Genomic DNA, 26321 nt, shown 5'->3' with positions numbered 1-26321 from the left:
AACACTTAACAAGAGGAGTGATTATGTCATCAGAAAAACAAAATACCGGTAAACACGAGCCGCAGCCGGACTGGAAGCTGGAGGTGGATAAGCAATGGCGACAGTTTTCGGGCAAGGCCAACGATTTTTATAACGATCACAAACACCTGTTTTCCATGTCCAAGGTGGCTTCGATGCTCGGCGGCACACTGGTCGTCGCTTGGCTGGGCAGCGGCTTTTACATTGTTGGAGAAGGCAATCGCGGCGTGGTCGCCCGTTTCGGCGCCTATGCCGACACGACGCTACCGGGCCCGCATTGGCACTTTCCGCTGCCGATAGAAGACGTCACTATCGTTAACGTCGAGCAACAACGCTTCATCGAAATCGGCTACCGCGATTCCAGCCGGTTGAGCAAATCGTCGTTGATTCCGGCGGAATCCTTAATGTTGACCGCGGACGAAAACATCATCAATGTTCGTCTGGCGGTGCAATATCAGGTCAACAACGCCAAAAACTATTTGTACAGCGTCAAGGATAACGAAAACACGTTGAAGCAAGTCACCGAAAGCGTCGAACGAGCGGTGATCGGCCGTAACAACATGGACTTCGTACTGACCGAGGGCCGCAGCCAAATCGTCGCCGAACTAAAGGAACAGATTCAACAAGCGATGGACGACTACCGCACCGGCATCACGATCGCCAGCGTCAACTTGCAAGACGCTCAACCGCCAGAAGAAGTTCAAGGCGCGTTCGAGGACGCGATTCGGGCTCGGGAGGACAAGCAACGCTTGATCAACGAAGCCGAAGCCTATTCCAACGAGATTATCCCCAAGGCCCGCGGTGCCGCGTCTCGAATCATCCAGGAGGCCGAGGCTTACGAGGCTGAGAAACTCGCCAAGGCCAAGGGCGAAACCGAACGTTTCGATCAGTTATTGGTGGAATACGAGAAAAACCCGGCGATTACCCGCAAGCGTCTCTATCTGGAAGCCAAGGAAAAACTGTACAGCAGTACCAATAAAATCATGTTGGGCGCCGACGGCGCCAACCCGATGCTGTACATGCCGCTACCGCAAACCGCCGGCCATCCGGCCAGTTCGGCGACCACCGGCGGAGTAGAAGCCGAGCATAACATCGAACCGTCCGCAAAAGATAAAAATGCCGCCCGCAAAAGCAGCGGCGGCGATTTACGCCCAAGCAGGAGCAAACCATGAGCAGCCGAATCCAAGTCCTGATTCCCAGCAGTCTGTTGTTACTGATTTTGGCCTACATGTCCGTGTTTTACGTCCGCGAACATGAAAAAGCCATCCTGTTCCGTCTCGGTGAAATGGTTAGCGCCGATTACAAGCCGGGACTCCATTTTAAGACCCCCATCATCAATAACGTCAGCACGTTTGATGCGCGCGTGCTGACCTTGGACGCCAAGTCCGAGCGTTTTCTTACCTCCGAAAAGAAGAACGTTATAGTCGACTCGTTCGCCAAGTGGCGAATCGGTGATGTGGGTCTTTTTTACACCACGGTCGGCGGCGACGAGTTTCAAGCGAACCTGCGCCTGGACCAAATCATGAAGGACGCGATGCGTAGCGAGTTCGGCGTCAGGACCATCAAACAACTGATCTCCGAAGACCGCAGCGAGTTGCGCAACACTTTGCTGCAAAAACTGGCGCCGACCGCGGCCAAGTTCGGCATCGAGCTGATCGATATCCGCGTCAAACGCATCGATTTGCCACCGGAAGTCAGCAGCTCGGTTTATCAAAGGATGCGCGCCGAGCGGGAACGGGTCGCCCGGGAATTCCGTTCGCAAGGCGCCGAAAGCGCCGAACAAATCAGCGCCGAGGCCGACAAGCAGCGGCAAGTCATCGTAGCCAACGCCCAGCGAGATGCCGAAAACATTCGCGGCCGCGGCGACGCCGGCTCCGCCGAAATCTATGCGAAAAGTTTCGGACGCAATCCGGAGTTCTACGCCTTTTACCGCTCGCTGCAGGCGTACCAAACCTCGTTCGAGAAAACTCAGGATACCCTGGTGTTGAAACCGGATTCGGACTTTTTCAAATACTTCTCCAGCGAAAAATAAACGGGGAACCGCGCCATGAAAAAATTCTTAATCTTCATTACGATCATCGCGGCGATCGGTATCGTGGTATCGGCGGTGCTCAACCGCAGCCTGCCCGATTACGATCCGCATTACGAAATCTCTTATTCGGATTTCATCGAGGATGTCCGCAACAAAGTCGTTACCGAAGTCGTGATTAGCGGTTACGACGTCGAGGGCCGCCGTCAGAACGGCACCCGCTTCGTCACCTATAACCCGAATGACGCCCGGATGATCGACGAATTGTTGGAATACGGCGTCAAGATCAAAGTCGAAAAACCGCAACCGCCGTCAACCTTATTTCAAATACTGATGTCGTGGGCGCCAACCTTGCTATTGATCGCGGTGCTGGTTTATTTCATGCGCCGTCAGCAAGGCGCGGGTCCCGGCGGCCAAATGGGCTTCGGCAAGAGCCGCGCCAAATTGATGGCCGAGGATCAAGTCAAGGTTCGCTTCGGCGACGTGGCCGGCGTCGAGGAAGCCAAGGAAGACGTCAAGGAGATGGTCGACTTCCTGAAAGACCCCAGCAAATACGAAGCCCTGGGCGGTAAAATCCCACGTGGCGTGCTGATGGTCGGCCCTCCCGGAACCGGTAAAACTCTGCTGGCCAGAGCCATCGCCGGCGAAGCGGGCGTACCATTCTTCTCGATCTCCGGTTCGGACTTCGTCGAAATGTTCGTCGGGGTCGGCGCGGCCAGGGTCCGCGACATGTTCGAGCAAGCCAAAAAGCGCGCGCCTTGCATCATCTTCATCGACGAGATCGACGCGGTCGGCCGCCAGCGCGGCAGCGGCAATCTGGGCAACGACGAACGCGAGCAAACCCTGAACCAATTACTGGTGGAAATGGACGGTTTCAGCGGCAACGAAGGCATCATCGTCATCGCCGCCACCAACCGCGCCGACGTGCTGGATAAGGCGCTGCTGCGTCCCGGCCGGTTCGACCGTCAAGTGCAAGTCGGCTTGCCGGACATCAAGGGCCGCGAGCAAATCCTCAAGGTCCACGGCGCACGGGTACCGCTGGCCGAGGACGTCAACATCAACGATCTGGCGCGCGGCACGCCGGGATTTTCCGGCGCCGAACTGGCCAACCTGATTAACGAGGGCGCCCTGTTCGCGGCTCGCAACAACAAGAAAGTGGTGTCGATGGCCGAACTCGACAAAGCCCGCGACAAAATGATCATGGGCGCCGAGAAACGCACGATGGTGATGAGCCGTGACGATTTGCTGATGACCGCCTACCACGAAGCCGGCCACGCGATTGTCGGCCGCTTGGTGCCCGAGCACGATCCGGTTTACAAGGTCAGCATCATGCCGCGCGGCGGCGCGTTGGGCATCACGATGTTCCTGCCCGAGCGCGATCAGTACAGCGCCAGCAAGGATAAATTGGAGAGCCAAATCTCCAGTCTGTTCGGCGGCCGGGTCGCCGAAGCGTTGATCTACGGTAAGAACAAGGTCACCACTGGCGCTTCGAACGACATCATGCGCGCCACCCAACTGGCCCGGAATATGGTGACCAAATGGGGCTTGTCGGAACGACTGGGTCCAATGGACTACGGCGACAGCGAAGGCGGTTACATGGGTCCGCAATCCAAGCCGATGTCGGAAAAAATGGCGCAAGTGATCGACGACGAGATTCGTGCGGTGGTCGATACGAATTACAACCGCGCCGAGACCATTTTGAAGGAGAACATCGAAATCCTACACAACATGGCGCACGCCCTGCTGGACTGGGAAACCCTGGATAAATTTCAAATCGACCAACTGATGCGCGGCCACCAAATCGCGCCGCCGGAACCCGAGCCGGAACCGGTGGTTGCCGAGGACGCGGATGCGGAGCCCGCCGACGCAAACCCAATAGACGGAAGCCTGGAACCGGGACCGGCCCTGGCGTCTTAACCTTCCTCCTCTATATACCCTCCAAACCTGCAACACTCTTGGAGGGTATCTTTTTCGAGGTGTCGCGATGCAGACCAAAACCCTAGCGGGCAAAACCCTCGACATCGTGGAATTGCTGCTGCAAGTCAACTTTAACGCCGCGGTGTTGCTGGTTCTGATCAGCTCGGCGTTGTCGATGTTCGGCGGTGCCATCTATTTCGAGGATAACAGCGACCTTTACGGTCCGCTCGCCAACAATCTGCGCTTGATGATGTTTTACTTGAGTCTGGTGCAGATTGCCGTCTACAGCTTTTATTTATACGGCAACAGCCCGGCCGCGGTCGCCGGTCTGGGCGTGTTTCTATTATTGTTGACCGCGTCGTTGGGGTTTTACGCTTCGATCAACCAGATCGAAATCGACGAGAAATACGCCGAGCTATTCCTGTACGCCGGCGCATCTCACCTGGTGTACGGCGGTCTAGCGGCATTCCGCCAAGATCGACACGGCGGATCTTCCGCTTCGAGAGGACATTAATTGATGACTACGCAAAGTTAATCGACCAACGGCCGGCACCACAATAACGACAAACCGGCCGACTTCACCAAGCTTGCATTCAGAGAGGGGGACTCCATGCCTATCAAGCTACCGTTCGACGCCACCAGACCGGTCGCCGGCCAAGCCAGTGTCGAGATCGAAAAACCGATCACTGAAGTGTTCGATTTCGTCGGCACCCGCTTTTTCGACAATTACCCGAAATGGGCCGAAGAGTTATTGGCGTTTCAAGCCCTGGACGGCGAGGAGGTCTTCGTCGGCGCCAAAGCTCGACAATGCATACTCGAAAACGGCGAGCCCATCGAATCGGTGTTCGAAATCACCGAATACCAACCCGAAGACACCCTGATTTTTCGCGGCTTGACGTCACCGTATCGGCATAGTTATTTACTCCAAGGTCTCAACGACCGCAGCCCGACTCGCCTGACCTTTCGCTTCGAGTTGCTCAATCTCGACGTGTTCATGCGGCCCTTCGAGAAACTGATCCGAGCCGCGATAGAAGACGGCGCCGAAAATACCGTGGAAAACATTCGCAACCTGATCGTCGCCGAGTCGCCTTAGTCTGGCGTCAAGTTCGACCATAAAAATAAAACGCTTACCGGGAGTAACTAACATGCCTTTCGTAGTCAAAAAAGACAGCGGCATCATTCCGCAAATTCTATCGGCGATACTCGACGAATGCGTCAACGGCGTGACGTTGGCCGATCCCGATCTCGACGATGCCCCCATCGTTTACGCCAACAAGGCCTTCGAGCGCCTGACCGGATACGGTAGCGATGAAATCGTCGGCCACAATTGCCGGTTTTTGCAAGGTGAAGACCGCGATCAGCCGGCCCGCCGCCAAATTGCGGAAGCGATGCGTAAGCATGAATCGGTCGAAGTCGAACTGCGGAATTACAAGAAAGACGGCACCCTGTTTCACAATCGGCTACGCATTATCCCGCTGTTCGATAACAAACAACGGGTGATGTACTACCTCGGCGTGCAATACGACATTACCCAGCAAGTCAACGCCGACCACGAAATCCAAGCCCTCTCCGCCCTGCTGGGCAGCACGCCCGGCCAAACCGGTTAATCCGACGGAGGTGTCCAATGAACGCCGCAATCGATACCCAACCCGCCGCCGCGATCGCTTTTAACCAAGCCTTGTTCGGGCTCGCCATTCTCGCCTTCGTCGCTTTACTGGTTTTGGAAAAACGTCAGCCCCATTTGCCGTTTTCGACCAAAATCTACAAAGAATCGCTGGTGACCAACACCGCCGCCTTTTTAATCAACAATCTGATATTGACGGTATTGCGCGCCTCGTCGCTATTTCTGGTCGCGCAACAATTCGCCGATTTCGGTCTACTTGGCAAGTTGGACAACGGTCCGGTGAAATGGCTGTTGGCCTTCGCCTTTTTCGATTTGGCGATTTACGCTTGGCACTATGCCAGTCATCGCTTCGAATGGCTGTGGCGGTTCCACAAAATCCACCATAGCGACAAGTGTTTCAACGTCTCGACCGGCTTTCGCTTCCACGTCTTCGACCTGTTGCTGGAAATCCTCTACAAATGCGTGTTCGTGGTATTGATTGGGGTGGATGCCTATCTAGTGCTATCGATCGAAATCATCGAACTGTTTTTCATCTTTTTTCACCACGCCAACCTGCGCGTGCCGCACGAGCAGACCCTGTCGCAACTGATTATTACCCCGTCGCTGCACCGCACCCACCACTCTAAATTGCGTAGCGAACACGACAGTAACTACGGCATCGTGCTGGCAATATGGGACCGGCTGTTCGGCACCCGGCTGGAATTGGCGCCGGCCCAGATCGGACTGGACTTGATCGAAGCGGAAAATTTCATTCAATTGTTTTCGCTGGCCTTCATTACCGAACGCCAGTTTCGCAAGTTGCTGCGTTGGATACCCAACAGCAAAAAGCCGTGAGGTCCCGGCCATGTTGATTAAAACCCGCCCGGCCTTTCGCGATCACGACGTGACCGACCCAGCCGTATTCCAAGCCCGCCGCGTTCTTCTGAAAGCCATGGGGCTGGCCGCCGCCGCGCCGTGGACCTTGGCCGCCGCGACCCAAACCCGGCAATCGATAGCCGACGCCAACGCCGTTACCCCGGCCAGGCTGGTGGAGCAATACAACAACTACTACGAGCTAGCTTTCGACAAGGAAAGCGTCGCGCAATTGGCTAGACATATCGCCGTCGAGCCTTGGCAAATCGAAATCGCCGGCGAAGTCGAAAAGCCCGGCCTCTACCGACTCGAGGACTTACTGCGCGACCATCCCCTCCAGGAACGCATCTACCGCTTACGCTGCGTGGAAGGTTGGTCGGCGGTAATTCCGTGGCTGGGCTTTCCGTTGGAGGACTTGCTGAAACGCGCTCAACCGCTGTCCGCCGCCCGTTTCGTCAAGTTCACCTCGGCCGCGCAACCCGAGGCCATGCCCAAATTGCGGGCCGGCGCGATGTTGGACTGGCCTTACGTCGAAGGACTACGCCTGGATGAAGCGATGCATCCGTTAACGATTTTGGCCAGCGGCATGTACGGACGGGATCTACCCAAGCAAAACGGCGCGCCGCTGCGCTTGGTCGTACCCTGGAAATATGGCTTCAAAAGCATCAAAGCCATCGTCAAAATCGAATTGACCCGGCGAGCGCCGTTGACGTCCTGGAGCCGCTACGCGCCGAGCGAATACGGCTTTTACGCCAACGTCAACCCGGCGGTGGCCCATCCGCGCTGGACCCAAACCAGCGAGCGCGTGCTCGGCTCGGATTTTTTCACGCCGCGCCGCAAAACCGAATTGTTCAACGGCTATGCCGACCAAGTCGGCCAACTTTATAGCCAGATGGACCTGAATCATTTTTTCTAATGTCCGCGTTCATCCTCCGCCATTTAAAGTCGATCACGCTCGCGGTCTGCTTGCTGCCGCTGTTGTGGCTGATCGCCGATACCGAACTGGATCGTTTGGGCGCCAATCCAATTCAGGCCGTGCACATTCGGCTCGGCGATTGGGCCATGCGGTTTTTATGGATCACGTTGACGATTACCCCGGTACAAAGCATATCCAAATGGCGCGGCATGGCCGATTACCGGCAGATTTTCGGACTGTACAGTTTCCTTTACGCCAGCCTGCATTTATTGGCCTATTTGTGGGTCGATCACGCGCTGGCCTGGGACGCCATCGTGCCGGATGTCCTGCAAAGCAACTATTTGTGGATGGGACTGATCGCCTACAGCCTGATCCTGTTGATGGCAATCACCTCGTCGAAATGGGCGATGAAACGGATGGGCAAACAGTGGAAGCGGCTGCACCGCTACATCTATCTGGCCTCGGTATTGGTGATTCTGCACTACTATTGGCAACTCAAGGGCAATCTGGCCGAACCCGGTTTTTATCTGGTCATCCTCGGTTTGCTGCTGGGCTTTAGACTGGTTGGCTGGTTGAAAAGCCTGCGGCAAGCCTTGGTGCTTGGCGCCGGCCAGCGCGACTGACGATCCGACGACGAGGCGACGAAGATGGCAAATCCAGCGATATTAATCACCGGCGGAACCGGCTTTTTGGGCAGCGCCTTAACCGAGGTCCTGCTCAAGCAAGGCTATTCGGTCCACATCTTCAGCCGCGACGCCGAAAAAGTCCGCGCCCGCTTCGGCGATCGGGTCGCGCCCGTGGTTGCGCTAACAGACTTGCCGGACGCCGGGGAATTCCGCGCCATCGTCAATCTGGCCGGTGCCGGCATTCTGGATCGACGCTGGAGCCAGGACCGCAAGCGGGAATTGCGCGACAGCCGGATCGGCCCCACCCGGCAACTGGCCGACTGGATTAATGCCTCGACCCGGCCGCCGGGCGTCCTGATTAGCGGTTCGGCGATCGGCATATACGGCGACCAGGGCGAGCGTCCATTGGAAGAGACCAGCCCACCCAATCCCGACTTCGCGCAGCAGCTATGCGCCGATTGGGAGGCGGCGGCCATTGTCGCCGGATCGTCCGGTTGCCGGGTCTGTTTGCTGCGTACCGGCTTGGTATTGGGCAACGGCGGCGGCCTGCTGCAACGCCTGTTGCCGGTTTATCGCCTGGGGCTGGGCGGCACGATCGGCGACGGCAGGCAATGGATGTCCTGGATACATTTGACGGATTGGCTGGCGATCGTCGAAACCTTAATGAACGATAGCAACCTGGTCGGACCGTATAATGCCACCGCGCCGACGCCTGTCGACAATCGTCAATTCAGCCAAGCGCTGGCCAGGACGCTACGTCGGCCGATGCTGTTGCCGCTGCCGGCCTGGCTGCTACGGCCGTTAATGGGCGAAATGGCCGAACTGCTGCTGGGCGGACAACGCGTGTTACCAACCCGCTTATCGAATCACGGCTTCGGTTTTCGCTATCCGCGTTTGGACGACGCTTTAAACCAACTTTTACTCCGCCACTGACCATCCCGACCGTCTATGCTCTTCAACAGTCTGGCTTTATTACTGGAATTCACCACCTTCATGGCTTGGTGGGAGGCACTCGCCGTCGGCGTTGCGCTGACCATCCTGCTGTACTCGCTAACGCCGCCGCCACCCGCTTACTGGGAAGTCAAGCTGCCGAATACGTTATACCTCTACCTACAATGGAGTTGGCTGGGCTATACCAGGCTAAGTAGCGCGTTCTGGCCGTTCTTTCTGATTTACAATCCGATCCTGTTCGGCGTCGATTATCGACTTCAGGAAGGTTCGTTCACGGCCGCCAGCTGGATCACGATACACCTCATCTGCCTGATGCCGTTGATTTACTGGACCGGCGCGGTGTGGCGCTGCTCGGCGCATTGCACGGCAAGATATTGGGCAGTGCTGGCCAGGCTGGCCACGATCGCCGCATTTGCCGATCTGGCGTTGCGCTGGGTGATTTATCGGTATTACCCCAACATTCTGTTCAATTGCCAGCAGATGATCGCACAGTTCGGCGACTGCTAAGCCATGAGCGACAAACCCTATCGCGTTGCGCTGTTCCTGTTTCGGCGAGACTTACGCGTGGACGACAATACCGCGCTGAATGCCGCGCGGCGCGGTGCGGACCGTGTGATAACGGCCTTCGCGTTCGATCCGCGCCAAATCGAAGCCCATACCTATCAAAGCCAGCCCGGCCTGCAATACATGCTGGAGGCCGTCGCCGGTCTGCAACGCGATTTAGTTAACCACGGCGGCAAGCTGTACTGCTTCGCAACCCTGCCCCACGATTTGATTGCCCGGCTCCGCGAAACGCTCGGCCTCGATGCGGTCTACATCAACCGCGATTACACGCCGTTCAGTCTGCGTCGCGATGCCGAAATCCGCGAATGCTGCAATGCGTTGGGCGTGGCCTTGCACATCACCAACGACCTGCTGCTGACCGAGCCGGAACAAATCGCCAGTGCTAAAGGTAATCCCATTCAGGTATTCACGCCGTTTTACCGGCGAGCCCGGCAAATACCGGTCGCTGCGCCGGCCGCGCTGGCCGACGGGGGTTGGTATACCGACACTCTGGCCGGCGACGATGCCGATTTACCGGAACGCTACCGGCGTCCGCATCGCAACCCGATTGCCGGCGGCCGCGCCAGCGCGTTGCAAAGTCTGCAAGCCGTGTCGAGCTGTCGCGACTACGCGCAAAACCGCGATTTCCCGGCACTGGCCCAAACCAGCCGGTTGTCGGTACACCTAAAATTCGGCACCTGCTCGGTCCGCGAGGCATACGCCGCGATTCAGCATCAATTAGGGCCGGAACATCCGTTGCTGCGACAATTGTATTGGCGCGATTTTTTCAGCCACATCGCCTATCGCTTTCCGCACGTGTTCGGGCAGGCTTTCGACCGCCGCTACGACGCCGTGCCCTGGCGCAATAATCTTGACGACTTCACGGCCTGGACCAAGGGCTTGACCGGCTTCCCGATCGTCGACGCGGCGATGCGCGAATTGAAGCAAACCGGCTGGATGCACAACCGCTTGCGGATGGTGGTCTCGTCCTTTCTGGTCAAGGATTTACATATTTCCTGGCGCTGGGGCGAACGCTATTTCGCCCAACATCTGCTGGATTACGATCCCTGCGTCAACAACGGCAATTGGCAGTGGGCGGCGTCCACCGGATGCGACGCCCAACCCTATTTCCGGATCTTCAACCCCTGGCTGCAACAGCAAAAATTCGATCCGCAATGCGACTACATCAAAACCTGGTTGCCGGAATTGCGGGCTTATTCGGCGAAGGTGATACACCAATGGGCCAGCCAACCGCTGGCCGGCGCTTATCCGCCACCGATCGTCGAGCACGGCACCCAAAGCCGGTTAATCAAAGCCCAATTCAAGGCGCTGACCACGCTGCCGATCCAAGAGAACTCCGATGCGTAAAACCTGTTTACTGTTACTGACTCTGGCCGGCTGCACCGGCATCCCGGACGGCGTCGTCGCGGTCGAGGATTTCGAATTGTCCCGATACCTCGGCACCTGGTACGAAATCGCTCGGCTGGATCACCGCTTCGAACGCGGCCTGAGCGACATTCGCGCCAACTACAGTCTGAATTCCGACGGTAGCGTCAAGGTGTTGAACAGCGGTTATTCGGCGGAAGCCGGAGAGCGGGAGAGCGCCGAAGGCCAGGCCGAATTCGTCGATACGCCCACTGTCGGCCGCTTGCAAGTGTCGTTTTTCGGGCCGTTTTACGGCGCCTACAACATCATCGCCTTGGATAAACCGGGCTATCGTTACGCGATGATCGCCGGCCCGGACCGAGACTATTTGTGGATACTGGCCCGCGATCCGCAATTACCCGCCGCGACGTTAAAAGCCTTGGTGGACCAAGCTCGAACCCTGGGCTTTGCCACCGATCAACTGATTTACGATCAGCATCCGCAACCCTGAGTAACGCCTATGACGAAAATTCCAGTCGGTATCAGCAGCTGTCTATTGGGCCACGAAGTCCGTTACGACGGCGCTCACAAATACCACAGCTACATCGAACGCACGCTGGGCCAGTACTTCGAATTCCGCGCCTTCTGCCCGGAAGTGGAGGCTGGCCTAGGCATCCCACGCCCTTGCGTGCAACTGCGAGAAACCTCGCCCGGCGTGATACGTTGCGTCGGCGTCAAGGACCACGGATTCGACGTCACCGAGCGTTTGGAACAAGCCTCGGCAAAGCAGGCCGACTGGTTGGCCGAGTTATGCGGCTATATATTGAAGAAGGATTCGCCGAGTTGCGGCATGGAGCGGGTCAAGGTCTACAAAAACGACATACCGGCGCGTTGCGGTACCGGCATTTTCGCCGGATTTATCCAACGCCGGTTTCCCTATTTGCCGATCGAAGAGGAAGGCCGGCTCGGCGACCCGGCCTTGCGCGAGAACTTTATCCAGCGAGTATTCGTGTTGCGGCGTTGGCGGGAGCTGACAGAGGCCGGCCTCAGTGTACACGCCCTGATGAGCTTCCACAGCCGGCATAAACTGATCGCGATGAGCCACGACCAAAATCAGGCCCGCGCACTGGGCCGGCTGGTCGCCGACGCCAATGCCGCGAATCTGACCGAAATCGCCGACGCCTACCTGGCGGCCTTGATGGCCTGTTTGAAGGTCGTCGCTACCCGAGGCAACCACGTCAACGTGTTGCAGCACATCCAGGGCTATTTGAAGCAGAAACTGGACAGCGACGCCAAGCAGGAGCTGGTCGAAACTATCGAAGCCTATCGAATCGGCCTGCTCCCGCTGATCGTGCCGCTAACGCTGCTGAAACACCACTTCCGCCGCGAACCCGATCCGTTCATCGACCAATCGTTTTACCTGTCGCCGCACCCGGCGGAATTGGCGCTGTTGAACGCGATATAGCGGGTCGCCGCAGCCAATTCAGCCAGACAAGCCCGCACGCAGTCGGCAAACAGGAAACGCTGTGCTTACCCGATGGCCGACCGGTCGTGGACGCACGATGGGACATCCCTCCTCGTTGTCCGCGCTAAAATTCCAACTTGATCGAGCCCAAAAATGCCCTGGGTGTGCCTATGGTGCGGCTACTACTGGCCCCGCTGATATAAGCATCGGTGAAATAGCTTTTATCAAGCAAATTGTAAACATTGAGCTGCGCGGTCAATTTGGATTTATCGACCTTCCAGGAATAAGCGGCCAGCAAGTCCACGGTCGCGTAGCCGGCGGTCTGGTAGTTGTCGCCGGTGCCGTCGGTGGAGCCGTCGCGCATGGTCACCCCGCCACCGACTTTCACGCCTCGCAATTCGCCACCCAGAACGTCGTAGGTTGACCACAAACTACCGACATTACGCGGCACCGCGTATAGGCGGTTGCCCTGCAAACCGTTGTTGTCCTTGGTCACACGAGTATCGAAGTTGGAATAGGTGGCGATCAGGTTCCAACCGGGCAGCAATTCGCCGCGGATGTCCACTTCCGGCCCGCGACTACGCACTTCGCCGGCGGCGATACTGAAGTTGCTGTTGAGCGGAGAATTCGGGTCGCGGGTTACGACGTTTTGTTTGGTGATGTCGTAATACGCCAATGTAGCGCTGAATTTACCGTCGAAAAATTCGAACTTACTGCCGATCTCCCACTGCTGGGCACTCTCTGGCGGTAACGGTTTGCCGCTGGCCGAGATGGCCCACTGATTGGACACCCCGAAGTTTTCAATGTAGTTACCGTAAAAACTCAACCAATCTTGCGCTTGCCAAAGCACGCCAACCCTGGGCGTCACGTCGTCGTCCACCGGTTGAGCGGTGTGGCTTAAATTATCCCACTGCTTGACGTACTGGTAACGAAATCCGCCCAGCACATGCAGGCCGTGCGGCAGCTTGATCTGATCCTGGGCGTAAATCCCGATGTAATCGGCGCTATTATTGCCACCCCAGCCCGCGGAAACCCAAGGGCTGACAATATCGGCGTTGTGGACGGGGTGGTAAACATCGATGTTCGCCAACTCGGCCGAGTACGGGTCGCTAATATGATCGACGCGGTAATAGTCGCCGCCCAACAACAAGGTATGCGCCAACGGCCCGGTCGCGAACCGACCGGTCAAGTCCAGGGTCGTAAAGTAGGTGTTGTGAGTGCCGTCTATCAAAGTTTGGCTGCGCGGCAGCAAGTTGCCGGGTAACAACGTATCGGCCGCCGCGCTGGTCCAATGCTGAACGTTATCCAGCAAATCGGCGACGAAGCGCTGCTTGATGCTCCAATCGTCGTTAAATTGGTGCGACCAATTCAGCCCGATCAGTTTTTCCTCGACCCGGACTTTACCCGCTTCCATCAAATTGCGGGAACGCGGCATGTTGATGAAGCCGCCGTTCAAATACGGCCAAGTATTGTTATCGTCAATCAGATTGTCGTGGCGATATTCCATTTCCAGACTGATTTGCGTACGCGGGCTGACGTTCCAGGTCAGCATCGGCGCGATGAAGGTGCGCTCGCTGTCGACCAAATCTCGAAACGAAGCGCTGCTTTCAAACGAACCGTTGAAACGGTACAGCAAGGTGTCGTCGTCGGTCAGCGGGCCGGTAGCGTCCAAGCTCGTGCGGTATAAATCGAAGGATCCGAACTGCTGTTGCAGCGCGTAATACGGTGTCGCCAACGGCTGTTTGGTGACGACGTTGACCATGCCGCCCGGCTCCATCCGCCCGTACATGATCGCGGCCGGGCCTTTGATGACCTCCAGGCGTTCGACGTTGGCCATTTGCCGGGTACCGATCGACGCGAATTGGCTATCGATGCGAAAGCCGTTGCGAAAAAAGGTACTGCTCCGAAACCCGCGCAGAAAGATGTCGTCCGACAAGCCGCCGGACCCGTGGCTGACCGTGGCGCCGGCCACGTTCTTCAACGCATCGGTCATCTGGATGATTTGTTGATCGTTCAAGACCGCTTTCGGGATGATCTGGATGTTGACCGGCGTTTCCATCAACGGTGTATCGGTTTTGGTGGCGCTGGCGGCGGTGCGCACGGCGTAGTCCCGATTGTCCGGCGAGTTAAGATCGTAGACCGCTTCGCCGACCACCGAGACCGCCGGCATCGTCGCCGCCGATTGCGGTTCGGCCGACTGCTTGGCCGGCGCGGCTTCCACGGTAAAGGTGTGTTCGGCGGTCTTCCGAGCGCTCAAGCCCGAAGCGTGCAGCAGGATTTGCAACGCCTGTTCCGGCGCATGGCGACCGGTCAGCGGCTGCGAACGCAATTTGGCGACCAACTCGGCCGGATACAGCAAACGCAGGTCGGCCTGATCGGCCAGTTGGGTCAACGCGCCGTCCAAGGCTTGCGCCGGAATATCGAATTGCCGAAGCTCGTCGGCCAGCGCCGCCAGGCTGACGCAGCCGACCATCAGGGCCGAGGCCGTCCTACGGAGCCGGAACGCGCGCTCGGCGGCAGTGAGGGTTTGCGGATGAAGTTTCATGTCGATTCCTTAACGTTAAGGCGGCGCCTATGCCGCGTCTTCGTTAAGACGGACGAGCGGAACGATCTTGTAATGAACACCGAAATTTTTTGCGAGGGGCCGCGTCGGCCTGTTGCAGAAGCGGCAGGCCATACCGCCGACACCGGCAACGTCAGCCCCCGCGCGTTGATGCGTTTGACTAGCGAGCCGATCGATCGTCTGCATCGGACGTTCCGGCTATCGCCCCGACGTTCACCCAAGCAAAGTCTGCGTTCAGCCGTGCAACACCGCCAACCAAGGCGTCAATCGGCTGACTTTTATCGCCAGGATGTGCTCTATCATCCCCAGCGCGGCGTCGGCATCGTTCAGCGGGAACACGCCGCTGACCCGAAATTGCGCTAGCTTGGCGTCCGCGATCAGGATGGTGCCGGGAAAATAACGGTCCAACTCCGCCACTACTTCAGCCAAGCTCCGGTTTTTGAACACCAGCTTGCCGCGCTGCCAGGCAGACACTTGCCCGGCATCGACGCCCAAATCCGCTTGCAGACCGGTTTGCGCGCGATAAACCGCCTGATTTCCGGCCTCGACGCGGCTATCGGCGCGGTAATCGGCGTCCGCCAAGCCTTTAACCGCGACGGCGTGTTCGCTTACGCTAATCCGAGTAGCGGCGTCCTGTTGCCAGACTTCGAACACGGTACCCAAGGCCTTGACCACCGCCGAGTCGGTCGCCACCTCGAACGGCCTGCCGACATCGGCGGCAACCCGAAACAAGGCTTGGCCGCGCTTCAAGGTCAATTGGCGGCCGCTAGCGGTATAGCGCACATCCAACGCGGTATCGGTGTTCAAAAACACAACGCTGCCGTCGGCCAACCTGACGGTTTGCTGCTCGCCAACGCCGGTGCGGTAATCGCTAAACCAGGCATCGGCCATGCCCAAGAACGGAAGCACGGCGACGAATGCCAATACCGCGGCGACGGCCAAGACCCGCAAAGCCCCGAAAGTACTTGGTTTGACGTCATCCGGCCGCGTCGGCGGACGCGCCGAGTCTTCCGCCGGTCTCGCGGCCAGACCCATTTCCAACCATAACCGTTCGGCGTCGCGAAATGCGCGTAGATGGGCAGCGCTACGATTGCGCCACTCGGCGGCCGCCCGTCGCTCGCGGTCGCTTGCATTACCGGCATGCAAGCGAATCACCCAATCGATCGCTTGATCGGATAATACGGTGATTTCGGAAACGGACGCTTTAGTCATCGGTGCTGGATCGCGGTTTGAACAGTATTATGACGGGATTGCCTAGCCATCTTGCCGCAAAATTCGAGTTCGGTGGCCGGCAGGCGTCTAATAGCCTTTCAGGCGGTCCCGACAATGTCGCATGGCTCTGGCCAGGTGCTTGGCCACCATGCTTTCCGAGATATTCAGGCGCGCGGCGACTTCCGCATGACCGAGGCCCTCGACGCGATTCCAATAAAACGCCAAGCGGCAATCGTCGGGCAATTCGGCCATTGCTTGCTGCATCGCTTGCAAGCGTTGCTGGTGTTCGTATCTAAGTTCCGGCCCCGGTGCCGGAGCGGCGATAGCGTGCAGACTGACTTCGTCGATATCCTGCATCAAGCGATTTGCACTCAGCCGCTGATAATCGATCACCAAATTGCCGATGACCCGATACACAAAAGCGCGCGGGTTCTCGATGCGTTCCGGCGCGCCGTGCCGGCTTAGGCGCAGATAGGCTTCTTGCAGGATATCCGCCGACATCTCTTCCGATCCCAGCTTGCGCAGGATAAAACGGCTGAGCTGATCGCGATGCTGGTCGAGAAATTCGGCAATCCGCGCGGCTGTCAAGCTGGTTTGATGCGTTAACGTTTTCGATGATTTTGTCGGAACGGAATGGTCTGCCATGGCGGTGTGTGAGTTACCGGTCGTGCTGTCGGCAAGCACAAGTCGCACCTGAAAGCATTACTCAATAGAAATCAACATTCTCTGGTCAATCGCCGCCCCGTGTTTCGGGTAACAAATACGTGATTTGGCCCAATATATGTTAAATAACACAGTTCTATTCAGCGACCCGTCCTTACTCCCACGCCCGTTCCAGACTTCGTTCGTTCATTAACAGTCGTTGTAACTTTATTGCTTTCTGGTAAGCTTTCGGATCAGTCACGAACTGGAAAACGTGTATTACTTCAATAGGAGAATTGCCATGGCGGATTATTTGCTGAAGATTAACGACAGGGCCGAAGACATCATCGATTTCACGCCGGAAGAAATTAGCCAGATCACGCCAGATGAAATTCAACGCATTTTCTATGATCTGCAAATTCATCAGATCGAGCTCAAAATGCAAAATCAGGAATTGCGTACCGCTCAAGAAGAACTTACCCGTTCAAGAAACAATTACCACTACTTGTTCCATCAACTCCCCGTCGGCATTGTGATTGTGAACTCGACCGGCTTTGTGGAACAGGTCAATGACACCCTCCTGGAATGGCTCGGTATTGAAAAAGGGCGACTTGTTAAAAAACACTTGTCATCGGTCATACTCGAAGACGATAAAGTGCTTTTCAATTCGCGCTTCGACAGCTTTTTCAAGAACCCTGACGGCAAGTCGCTGGTGTTGAGCGTGAACGGCAGAAAAAACGTAGCGTTGAAAGTCAAAATGTCGGGCAAAAAAATCGGCGGCGACGATGTGGTCGCGCTAATGAACCAACCCGACCAAACATTGATCATCACCGTCGCGGACGTCAACGATTTATAGCGTCTTGTTCGCGCGGCTTAGTCCATGGCGCCACCGTAGGTATCGTTGCGAATCAACGCTTTCCACCATCGGCGCTCTCGGTTTCGTTTAGACTCCGCGGCCCGAGAACAAGCAAAATCGAATTGCCGTGATGATATACCTCGATGACAGTGTAAAGCCAACCACGATACCTTTCCGCTGGAATTCCGCTTTCCGCCTTGCAAGGCTGGAAAGAAAACGCCGTTTAAGCATCGATAGACTCAGCGCGGCGCGCCTGACAGCCATGACAAGCAATCTGTTCCGACGGAGTCGCCTAATCCCGACCTAAGCCTAATACCGCGCCTTCCGCCCAGCCTTGGAAACTACTCCCGCCACCGATTACTCCGCGCCGTGAACCGATGAAGACACCCAATGACAAGAAGGAGCCGCAATACGTCGTAGGCATCGGCGCCTCCGCCGGCGGTTTGGAAGCCATCGAAAGTTTCTTTAAAAAAATGCCGCCGGATACCGGCATGGCCTTTATCGTCGTCCAACATCTGTCGCCCGACTATAAAAGTTTGATGGTGGAACTGTTATCGAAGCACACCCTAATGCCGGTGCTGAGAATCGAAGAAGGCATGAAGGTGGAGCCGAATCATGTTTACCTGATTCCACCGCGCAAAAACCTGACGATGTTTCACGGCCATCTGCTGTTGAACAATCAAAACCACACCAACGAACTCAATCTTCCGATCGATATCTTCATGCGCTCGTTGGCCGAGGATGTTTCCGAATTCGCGGTCGGCATCGTTCTCTCCGGCACCGGCAGCGACGGCACTCGCGGCATTCGCGCCATCAAGGAACATGGCGGCATGGTCATGGTTCAGGATGAGGAGAGCGCTAAGTTCGACGGTATGCCGCGCAACGCCATTGCCACCGGCCTGGTCGACTTCATAATGCCGCCCGAAGACATGCCGAAACAGTTGATGGCATTCGTCAAGCATCCCTACGCCGTTCAAGAAGCCACCATCCACTCGGAAGACAGCGATTTGACGCGGATATTCGCGTTGCTGCGCGACAAGCACAAAGTCGATTTCACGTTTTATAAACCCAACACCATAGTCCGCCGCATTGAACGCCGCATCTCGATCAACCAATGCCGCGACCTCAAGGAATACCGCAATCTATTGGAAGATAATTCGCAAGAAGTGTCCGCGCTATTTCAGGAGTTGCTGATCGGCGTCACCAACTTCTTCCGCGATGACTTTGTATTCGAAGAAATCCGCGGCAAATGGCTGACGCCCTTGGTCAAATCGCTGACCAACAACGAAATTCGGGTTTGGATCGCCGGCTGCTCGACCGGCGAGGAAGCCTATTCGCTGGCGATTATGTTGGCGGAGTATCGAGAATATTCCGGGCATTTCTTCCGAATGAAATTATTTGCCACCGATGTCGATGCCAAAGCCGTGGAAAAAGCCAGCACCGGTTTATACCCCGAGAGTATCGCCGCCGATGTGCCTTCGCATTTGCTGGTCAAATATTTTTCGCGCAAGGAAGACAGCTTTCAAATTTCGCAATCGATCCGCGAAATGGTGGTATTTGCCCAACACAACCTGATCAAGGACCCGCCGTTCACGAATATTCATTTGTTGAGTTGCCGAAACTTATTGATTTATCTACAGCCGGTCCTGCAAAAAAAGATACTCGAGCTGTTTAATTTTTCACTGGTCAAAGACGGCCTGTTGATGCTCGGCACCAGCGAATCCATCGGCGAAATGGTCGATTATTTCGACATGATCAGTCCGAAAGGCAAGATATACCGGGCCCGAGGTAAATATCGGACCTTGGGCATTAGCAGCATGGACCCGCCGCCGGCACTGATGACCTCTTTCCGCGCGAATTCGCCACAATCGGGTCGCAACTTCGCCAATCGCTATCAAGACGACAAGATTCTGGAACGCTTTTTCAACGCGCTGACCAAAGACATACTGCCGTTCACGATGATAGTGAACGAAAACATGGAAATATCCCACATCTTTGGCGACGCTCAGCGCTACCTGAGCTATCCCAGCGGCAAGCTAGTCACCGATATTACCAAACTGGTCAGCAAGGATTTGTCGATTCCAATCGCGACCGGTGTGCGGAAAGCGCTGAAAAGCGGCGACAGCATCAACATGTCCAACATCAAATTACGCGAAAAAGACAAAGTTCGGACGCTGAATATCCATATTAGGTTGCTTCCCGGCCGCAAAAGCCAAGAAACCCTGATTGCCATTCTGATCTTCGAGGCTGATCATCATGCCACCCAGGATATAGGTTTCGTCGCCGACAATTTCGATATTAACCAGGATGCCGCCCAGCGTATCAACGATCTGGAGCATGAACTGCAACTGACTCGCGAAAACCTGCAAGCCACCGTTGAAGAGTTGGAAACCTCGAACGAGGAATTGCAGGCGACCAACGAAGAATTGCTGGCCAGTAACGAAGAATTGCAGAGCACCAACGAAGAACTGCAATCCGTTAACGAAGAGTTGTATACGGTCAACGCCGAACATCAGAGCAAAATTACCGAATTGACCATTCTGAACAACGATCTCGACAACTTGTTCAATAGCACCAATATCGGGATCTTGTTTTTGGACGAAAATCTGGATATTCGCCGCTTCACCCACAAGCTGCAAAGCCTGTTCCATATTGTCGAAAACGACATCGGCCGGCCGTTCTTTCATCTGACTCATTCGATTCGCGATATCGACCTCGAGGATCTGATCAGCCGGGTAGTCGAAAAAAAGATTATCTTGGAATCCGAGGTTCAAAATCAACACGGCAATTGGTACTTCATGCGGATCATTCCCTACGCCGTATCCGACCGAATCTATTCCGGCGTCATTCTGACCTTTGTCGATATCGATCTGTTAAAGCAAACTCAACAGAGTCTGCGCCAACAGACCGAATTGGAAACCCAACGTTTGGCCAGTTTTGTCAATGATTCGGCGGACGCGATTACTCTGCTGGACGATACGGGCAAATTTATTACCTGGAATCGCGGCGCGGAAAATTTATACGGCTGGAGTTCGCAGGAAGCGCTGCAAATGCGTTTCGAAAGTCTGGTGCCGTTGGCTGAACGTCCGCGCATGCGTGGCGTCTTCGATAAGCTCCAACAGGGCGAACAAATGGCCCAATTCGATAGCAAACGTCTGAACCGCCACGGAGAAGTCATCGATGTCTCGGTTTCCGCTACCTTGCTTTCGTCGCAAAACGATACCGGCCAAATCTTTGCATTGACCGAACGCGATCTCAGAAGCCATCTTTTAATAGACAAACGCCATTGCATCAGCTGCATCCAAAAATTGGCCACGCTTCTGATGGATGTTGACGAAGCGATCATCGTCATCGATTTCGAGGGGAGTATCGTCGCTTGGAATACCGGCGCGGAATCGCTGTACGGATGGAGCCGATCGGAGGCCATTGGCATGAAGTTTGACAGCTTGGTGCCGGATTATCTCCGCACTGAAGCCCGCGAAATGTTTCAAAGTATCACGTCCGGCAAATCCAACTATCAGGTTACGCAAAGCCAGCGCCTGACACGCAATAAGCAAATACTGGACATTACGATGATTGCGTCGGTACTCGGTTATCAAGACGGCGATACCATCTTGGTCGTTACCACAGAAAAACCGGTTTAGCCTTGCTTAGTCTTTGAGCCCATTGTGCGTGGGAAGCCCGCTTCCAAGTACGGAGTTTTTTCCGATTCGCGGTCATTTCGAGCATATTTCGCCTGAAACCGTCGCGCTCAGTAAATGAAACCTGCGGTCGGCTGGGTTTTTAGTGTAGACTGCAAGCTTTCCACAAATGAAGTAATGCAATGCCTCAAATCAAAACCCCGCCTCCACCCAGAATCAACTGGAACTACCAAACCTATTTTCTAGCGCAATTGAACAAAGCCAAAGAACCGCCAAAAACGGCATTAAGCTGATCTCAATTAGCTGTTTGTAATCGACGACCAACGCTGCTTTCGTGTTCCGCGCTTAATAACCACGCTGTCAATCGGCGTTTCATCCTCAGCCTAATTGCCAAGTCGTCATCGGCCCCCGTCTAAACAGCATGCGGCAATCGATCCCAACCCCAGAATTGCTCAGGCTCCATAGCGTCGGAAGGTTTAATTTTCCTGGCGTCTTTCCGCCCGCCGGCTTTGCGGTTAGCGCTCCGGAACTCGCGGTGATTTTGGCCCCTACATCGCTTGTCGTTGGCCGCGCCGAATGTCGACGTCTACTGAGCTGGCGAACAGCATGTCGGCCACCGTATGCGTCTCGGCGTACCCCAGCCCGAGTAAGATAGGCTGGCAGAGTGAAAGCAACTGATTTCGAAAACCGGCAAATTCGCCAGAAAACGCCGGACCTTGATGCGCCAGTCAGGCTTAGGCCCGGCCGTAGCGACGGCCAACGCAACCCGACGCGGCGGCATTTCGAATCGGCCGAGAACTTTCCATTAGCCCAATTCGACATCCACTCGCCGAAATTGCCCATCCCGCAGCGCTTGTGCCATACCGGCCGGCAAGCTACCGCCTTCGACGATCCTCGAGCCCCGATTCCCGTCATACAAGCGATAGCGTAGCGGCTGAACGGCGCTGATTCCGAAACTGTCCCGCCGACTTGGATTGATATATACCAGCAGCGTGCTTCCAAACAAGACCATCGCTGCGCTGTCGGCCGGCAGAATGTCGTCGTACCCAAAAGGCCTCACGGTTCGCGAATCGGCGGCGAACATCGTCCCGGCCAGTAGCGGCGCCGGCGCGAAACAGAGTTCCCCGTTCCGACACGCAAAGGGCTGGGGACCGAGAAACAAGTGCGTCCACAGATGCAATAATTCGACGGTCGAACCGGACAAGCGGGCCACGCAGCCGCGACCGTGTTGACGTGGATCGACGTCGAAGCCGCTGGAGACCAGGAAGCTGGAGTTTTCGATGGGGCTGCGCTGATACTCCGCTGGATCGCGGAAGGCCACCAGCAGTTTTTCGATGTCGGCATAGAATTCGTCGACCAGCCCGGCCCTGAGCATTTCCAACACAAATTTATAGTGCATGTGCAGAAAAATCGAGCCGTTCTCCAGCCAACCGTCATTGAACACGCCGATTCGTCCCAAGGCCAACGCATCGTTGCCCAGCGGCGCATTCAAGCGGTACATGCCCAGTTTGCGGTCGAACAATTCCGAAGCGCGAGCGGCCTGGTACAAGCGGCGCGCCTCGTCCGGCCCGGCGATCCGCAAGGCATGCACGAAGCCTTCCAGGAACAGGGGCAAGGTATGCTGTTCGAAGCCAAGCACTTCGGCCTTGTCGCCTTCCAGCGCTCGGTAATCGCTTACTTCGTATGAGTAATAGGTGTGTATGCCTTGCGGCATCCGAGCTTTTTCGATCGCGGCGGTCAGATGCCGGCTGGCCTCGGCCAGAAACTCGCGCAATTCGGCCAAGCCTACCGTCCTGAGTTCACCGGCAAAGCCCATGAATACGCGAGCCCGATAGCCTTCCTTTAGCTCGCCGCTGTCGCGCCAAAACCGCTCGGCGCTCGCATCCGGCGCCGCCAGCAAGCCTTGCAGGCCGGTGATGAATTCCGCCAGTTCCATCGGCAAATCGCAGCTGCCGTCCGGGCTGTCCAGCGCCAGCCGGGTGAAATCCACCAAGCGCAGCAGTTCTATCGTCTCGTTGACCGCCGAACCGAAAATGCCGGGCAGACCGTTCAACGCGTCGCACCAGCCAGGCCGGTCGGCTTCCATTTCGATGCCAATACCGGCCGGGTCCAGCGTTGCCAGCTTGTTGGCGACCAAGGTCAAAATCTTGCCCAGCAAGCTGGTATAGACCACTTCACCCAAGCCGTGCCGGTCGCGAACCCGATGCTTATCGGCAGCTCGCGCGGCGATGATCGCTTGCTTGTCGGCGCTGAATCGCACTGCGCCGTATTGGCGAACCCCGTGGGTGGTCAGTACGCTCTTTTGGGTACGCGGCGCGACAAAGTGGCTGGCCTCGAAAAAGCTATAGCCGGTTTCCAGCAACAAGCCGGTCAGCCGCTCGGGAAAGATCGCCCGGTAGGCGATCAACAAATCGACCAGATAAGTCCAATGGTCGGACCAGTAGCCGCGGTCGAATTCGGCATCCTCCACTTCGCGGGCCTCGGCCAGGATCGCGGCGATCAAGTCTTCGACATCGGCGCCGGCCTCGCTCAGCGCTTGCCAAAGTTCCGCGTATTTGAACTCGGTGGCCAACAAGGCCGCCACGCTAGGCAAGCTGCTTAGTCGTTCCGTCAGACGCTCAGGCGCATCGACCACGAAACGGCTGTTGCGCAACGCACAGGGGTTGTAACCGTCGGGCTGAATCAGGTTGAAAAAATAGCGAATGTTGCGGGCGCCCAGCGCCGGCTCGAAGAACAAATCGACGCGGCGGTTTTGCAGCACGTCGCGGAAGTCGCCGTTCCCTTCGGAATACGGCGTGTCCTGCAATAAAAAGTCGTTGTAATCGCGCTCCAGGTCGCCGTGTTTACGGCCGAACAAATACAGCAACGCGCCGCCCGGCACCGGCGTCGGGAAGCCGCCGCGCAAACCGTTGTCCAGGTAACACTGACGAACGTGTGCATCGAACAACGGTTTGGCGGTGGCGGTAAACGCTTTTTGACCGATTCTATCCAGCAAACGCCGGTTGGCCTCGCGCTTGGCTTCAAAATAGCCGGCCTCGGCGGCCTCGGCGACAAAGGATAGGCAAACTTCGGGCGAAACGGCATGGCCGTAAACGCCGTAAAACACCCGGCTGGCACCGGGCGGCACGTCCAGCCTCAGGGTTTGGAAGGCCGACGGCGTGCGATTGCCGGCCACCTGGCGGTCCAGGTCCAACGCCGAGTCGCTAAAAAACCGTTCCGCCTTCGCGAAATCCCCCGCCAAGCCGAATACCCGCTCCGGATCGACGATGACCGGATTCAATACGCCATCTCGGAACCCGGCAAAAAAGTTGCCGGCCACGACCGGCTCGACTTGCGGGCTGTCGGTCGGCCACACTCGTAGCCGATAAAAGGCTACCCGGCTGGCGGCCTCCTCGACGCGCATAAACGCTTCAGAGGTACGACTCATGAACTTAAGTATCCATTGATTCATTGCGTAAGGCAGCACTTGCGGCAAGCCGTCGACGACTTCGATAGACAGACCGACCGGCGAGGTGTTGGTGATTTCGACTCGGCGCATCAACCCGGCCACCGCCGCTTCCGGCAGGGTCGACATGTCGGCGCGGATGCGCAAGCCCAGGCGCGGATGAGATTCCTCGACGCCGACTTCGTGCTCCGACACGTACAAACGTTGCCGAACGTCGGCGCCGGCGTTGCGCTGGAAAGGCTCGTGGCCAATCGCGGCCGAGCCGTCGCCGATCTTCAGAAAGGTGCGAAAACCGCGCGACGCGGTCAGTTGGTAGGCCTTGTCGGCCGGAAAAAACTCCAGGAACGCGCCGTCTTTGTTGCGAACGCCGAAGCTGGCGATGGCCTGGCCGCGATTGACGTAAAACGCCCAGGCCGGACGGCCCGAAACGCCGGCGATGCCCGGCAGAAAACTGGCGAACGGCGCTTGGTCGTTGTATTGCTCGATGACGAAAGCGCCGTCCGAGTCGAACAAATAAGCGGACTGGTTCAACGGAATGACCTCGGATGTCGCGATGAAAACGCTGTCCAGCTTAGTACAGACTCCGGGTTTTCACTCGGCGTTTCCGCCTGTAGGCACGTTGGCGGGCAACGCTCGATCGCGGCCAACCACTGCTGATTTTTCAGCATGTCGCCAGCAATACCTGCCCGAGTACCAACAGCCCAACCGCCTTAGAAACGCGTTGCCGCCTGTCACCGCGCGATTCGAGCAGTTGGCACGATAACTGCCGCCGTGCCTGGTTGTAGGCTTAACAGTGAGCCTGCCGTATTCATTCCAATTGAGAGAACATCAGATGAAGAAAACTTGTTTCGTTGCCGGCCTGTGGCTTTTAGGCAGTCAAGCCGCCCTTGCTCAACAAGCGCCGGAAGCCGCCAAACCGCCCTTGGGCTTTTTCGTGACCAGTACCGGACTGGGCAAGGGCGCCGACCTGGGCGGCTTAGCCGGCGCCGATGCTCATTGCCAACAACTGGCCGGCGCGGTCGGTGCCGGCCACCGAACCTGGCATGCGTATCTCAGCACCCAGCCCAGCGGTGGCCAGCCCGCCGTCAATGCCCGCGACCGCATCGGTAAAGGACCTTGGGCCAATGCCGCCGGCGTCATCGTCGCGAACGACGTCGCGCATTTGCACGGCGATACCTTGGAACTGGCGCAGTTGGGTAACAATCTGCATAAAAAGACCGCGTACACCGAGAAAGGCGAAGCGCTGAAAGGCGTCGGCGACACGCCGAACGAACACGATATCCTGACCGGGTCTAAACCGGACGGCACGGCCTATACCGATGCCGCCGACCACACCTGCAAAAATTACACGAGCAGCGGCGAAGGCACGGTCCGCGTCGGCCATTTCGACCGCACCAACGGCGGCCGCACCGGCGGTAACGTGTCGTGGAACTCAACCCACGATAGCCGGGGTTGCAGCCAGGAAAACCTGGTCGCTACCGGCGGGGCCGGCTATTTCTATTGTTTTGCCGCCGACTAGGTTTCGTCGCAACACCTGTCGCTTTCGCGGCGACCGAGCTTCGGCCGTGGCGTTGAAGACCCGGCGCGTCATTGGCTTGGCCGCTGAGCGGAGCCGAAGCGCCCGTCGGCTTCGGCTCCGCTCAGCCAGCGGTTGGG

At 56.9% G+C, this 26321-nt stretch carries 21 protein-coding genes; 17 read left to right on the top strand and 4 right to left on the bottom strand.

From position 1 onward, the window contains the following. Window positions 1-23 precede the first annotated feature (23 nt). The 14 genes from hflK (at window position 24) to ACQE3E_RS08640 (ending at window position 12306) form a co-directional block, all read left to right on the top strand. Window positions 24-1190: an FtsH protease activity modulator HflK gene (hflK, locus tag ACQE3E_RS08705; protein WP_313728363.1), complete on the top strand. Its 1167-nt coding sequence runs from the start codon at window positions 24-26 to the stop codon at window positions 1188-1190. Then, complete coding sequence (gene hflC, locus ACQE3E_RS08700; RefSeq protein WP_064030841.1) at window positions 1187-2050, top strand: protease modulator HflC; 864 nt, start codon at window positions 1187-1189, stop codon at window positions 2048-2050. The genes hflK and hflC overlap by 4 nt, the downstream gene beginning before the upstream one ends. A 15-nt stretch (window positions 2051-2065) precedes the next feature. Next, entirely contained in the window at window positions 2066-3964 is a 1899-nt protein-coding gene (ftsH, locus tag ACQE3E_RS08695; RefSeq protein ID WP_071159807.1) for an ATP-dependent zinc metalloprotease FtsH, read from the top strand. A 67-nt stretch (window positions 3965-4031) separates the two neighbouring features. Then, on the top strand, window positions 4032-4478 hold the full coding sequence (locus ACQE3E_RS08690) for a hypothetical protein (RefSeq protein WP_071159809.1): 447 nt from the start codon (window positions 4032-4034) through the stop codon (window positions 4476-4478). 96 nt (window positions 4479-4574) lie between these two features. Next, window positions 4575-5057 (top strand): SRPBCC family protein, encoded by a 483-nt coding sequence (locus tag ACQE3E_RS08685; protein WP_071159812.1) that lies wholly within the window; start codon window positions 4575-4577, stop codon window positions 5055-5057. Between the two features lie 52 nt (window positions 5058-5109). Further along, complete coding sequence (locus ACQE3E_RS08680; RefSeq protein WP_064030845.1) at window positions 5110-5571, top strand: PAS domain-containing protein; 462 nt, start codon at window positions 5110-5112, stop codon at window positions 5569-5571. A gap of 17 nt (window positions 5572-5588) precedes the next feature. Beyond that, window positions 5589-6422 carry a sterol desaturase family protein gene (locus tag ACQE3E_RS08675; RefSeq protein WP_071159814.1) on the top strand — a complete coding sequence of 278 codons (834 nt, stop codon included), beginning with the start codon at window positions 5589-5591 and terminating at the stop codon, window positions 6420-6422. 10 nt (window positions 6423-6432) lie between these two features. Further along, entirely contained in the window at window positions 6433-7356 is a 924-nt protein-coding gene (gene msrP / locus ACQE3E_RS08670) for a protein-methionine-sulfoxide reductase catalytic subunit MsrP (RefSeq protein WP_313728365.1), read from the top strand. Next, on the top strand, window positions 7356-7979 hold the full coding sequence (locus tag ACQE3E_RS08665) for a sulfite oxidase heme-binding subunit YedZ (protein WP_064030848.1): 624 nt from the start codon (window positions 7356-7358) through the stop codon (window positions 7977-7979). The genes msrP and ACQE3E_RS08665 overlap by 1 nt, the downstream gene beginning before the upstream one ends. Window positions 7980-8003: 24 nt before the next feature. Further along, a complete protein-coding gene (locus tag ACQE3E_RS08660; RefSeq protein WP_313728366.1) occupies window positions 8004-8915 on the top strand; it encodes a TIGR01777 family oxidoreductase in 912 nt (303 codons plus the stop codon). A 15-nt stretch (window positions 8916-8930) separates the two neighbouring features. After that, window positions 8931-9440 (top strand): hypothetical protein, encoded by a 510-nt coding sequence (locus ACQE3E_RS08655; RefSeq protein WP_168028853.1) that lies wholly within the window; start codon window positions 8931-8933, stop codon window positions 9438-9440. A gap of 3 nt (window positions 9441-9443) precedes the next feature. Further along, the gene (locus ACQE3E_RS08650) at window positions 9444-10844 is read left to right on the top strand and encodes a cryptochrome/photolyase family protein (RefSeq protein WP_313728367.1); all 1401 of its coding nucleotides are present in this window, start codon (window positions 9444-9446) and stop codon (window positions 10842-10844) included. Next, a complete protein-coding gene (locus tag ACQE3E_RS08645) occupies window positions 10837-11352 on the top strand; it encodes a lipocalin family protein (protein ID WP_313728368.1) in 516 nt (171 codons plus the stop codon). Before ACQE3E_RS08650 ends, ACQE3E_RS08645 begins: the two co-directional genes overlap by 8 nt. Before the next feature lie 9 nt (window positions 11353-11361). Continuing rightward, window positions 11362-12306, top strand: coding sequence for a YbgA family protein (locus ACQE3E_RS08640; RefSeq protein ID WP_313728369.1), 945 nt, complete (start codon window positions 11362-11364; stop codon window positions 12304-12306). A gap of 124 nt (window positions 12307-12430) precedes the next feature. Here the strand turns inward: ACQE3E_RS08640 and ACQE3E_RS08635 are convergent, their stop codons facing one another. The 3 genes from ACQE3E_RS08635 to ACQE3E_RS08625 all read right to left on the bottom strand — a co-directional run bounded on the left by ACQE3E_RS08635 (window position 12431) and on the right by ACQE3E_RS08625 (window position 16726). Beyond that, window positions 12431-14851: a TonB-dependent siderophore receptor gene (locus tag ACQE3E_RS08635; RefSeq protein ID WP_313728370.1), complete on the bottom strand. Its 2421-nt coding sequence runs from the start codon at window positions 14849-14851 to the stop codon at window positions 12431-12433. 252 nt (window positions 14852-15103) lie between these two features. Next, window positions 15104-16081: a FecR family protein gene (locus ACQE3E_RS08630; RefSeq protein WP_313728371.1), complete on the bottom strand. Its 978-nt coding sequence runs from the start codon at window positions 16079-16081 to the stop codon at window positions 15104-15106. Between the two features lie 87 nt (window positions 16082-16168). Next, window positions 16169-16726: a sigma-70 family RNA polymerase sigma factor gene (locus ACQE3E_RS08625; RefSeq protein WP_082885647.1), complete on the bottom strand. Its 558-nt coding sequence runs from the start codon at window positions 16724-16726 to the stop codon at window positions 16169-16171. Between the two features lie 271 nt (window positions 16727-16997). Between ACQE3E_RS08625 and ACQE3E_RS08620 the strand changes: the two genes are divergently transcribed. Both ACQE3E_RS08620 and ACQE3E_RS08615 read left to right on the top strand, forming a co-directional pair. Continuing rightward, window positions 16998-17579 (top strand): PAS domain-containing protein, encoded by a 582-nt coding sequence (locus ACQE3E_RS08620; protein WP_427501519.1) that lies wholly within the window; start codon window positions 16998-17000, stop codon window positions 17577-17579. A gap of 377 nt (window positions 17580-17956) precedes the next feature. Continuing rightward, entirely contained in the window at window positions 17957-21223 is a 3267-nt protein-coding gene (locus ACQE3E_RS08615) for a chemotaxis protein CheB (RefSeq protein WP_427501518.1), read from the top strand. A gap of 802 nt (window positions 21224-22025) precedes the next feature. Here ACQE3E_RS08615 and ACQE3E_RS08610 read toward each other — a convergent pair. Beyond that, window positions 22026-25196 (bottom strand): hypothetical protein, encoded by a 3171-nt coding sequence (locus ACQE3E_RS08610; protein ID WP_427501517.1) that lies wholly within the window; start codon window positions 25194-25196, stop codon window positions 22026-22028. A gap of 301 nt (window positions 25197-25497) precedes the next feature. Here ACQE3E_RS08610 and ACQE3E_RS08605 point away from each other — a divergent pair, with 301 nt between their 5' ends. Beyond that, the gene (locus ACQE3E_RS08605) at window positions 25498-26184 is read left to right on the top strand and encodes a hypothetical protein (RefSeq protein ID WP_064030859.1); all 687 of its coding nucleotides are present in this window, start codon (window positions 25498-25500) and stop codon (window positions 26182-26184) included. The last annotated feature ends 137 nt before the right edge of the window (window positions 26185-26321 follow it).

The sequence above is a fragment of the Methylomonas sp. MED-D genome (assembly GCF_050276835.1).
GTDB lineage: Bacteria > Pseudomonadota > Gammaproteobacteria > Methylococcales > Methylomonadaceae > Methylomonas > Methylomonas koyamae_A.
Note: the sequence above shows the minus strand (reverse complement) of the source record. Positions and strands in the feature narration are given on the sequence as shown.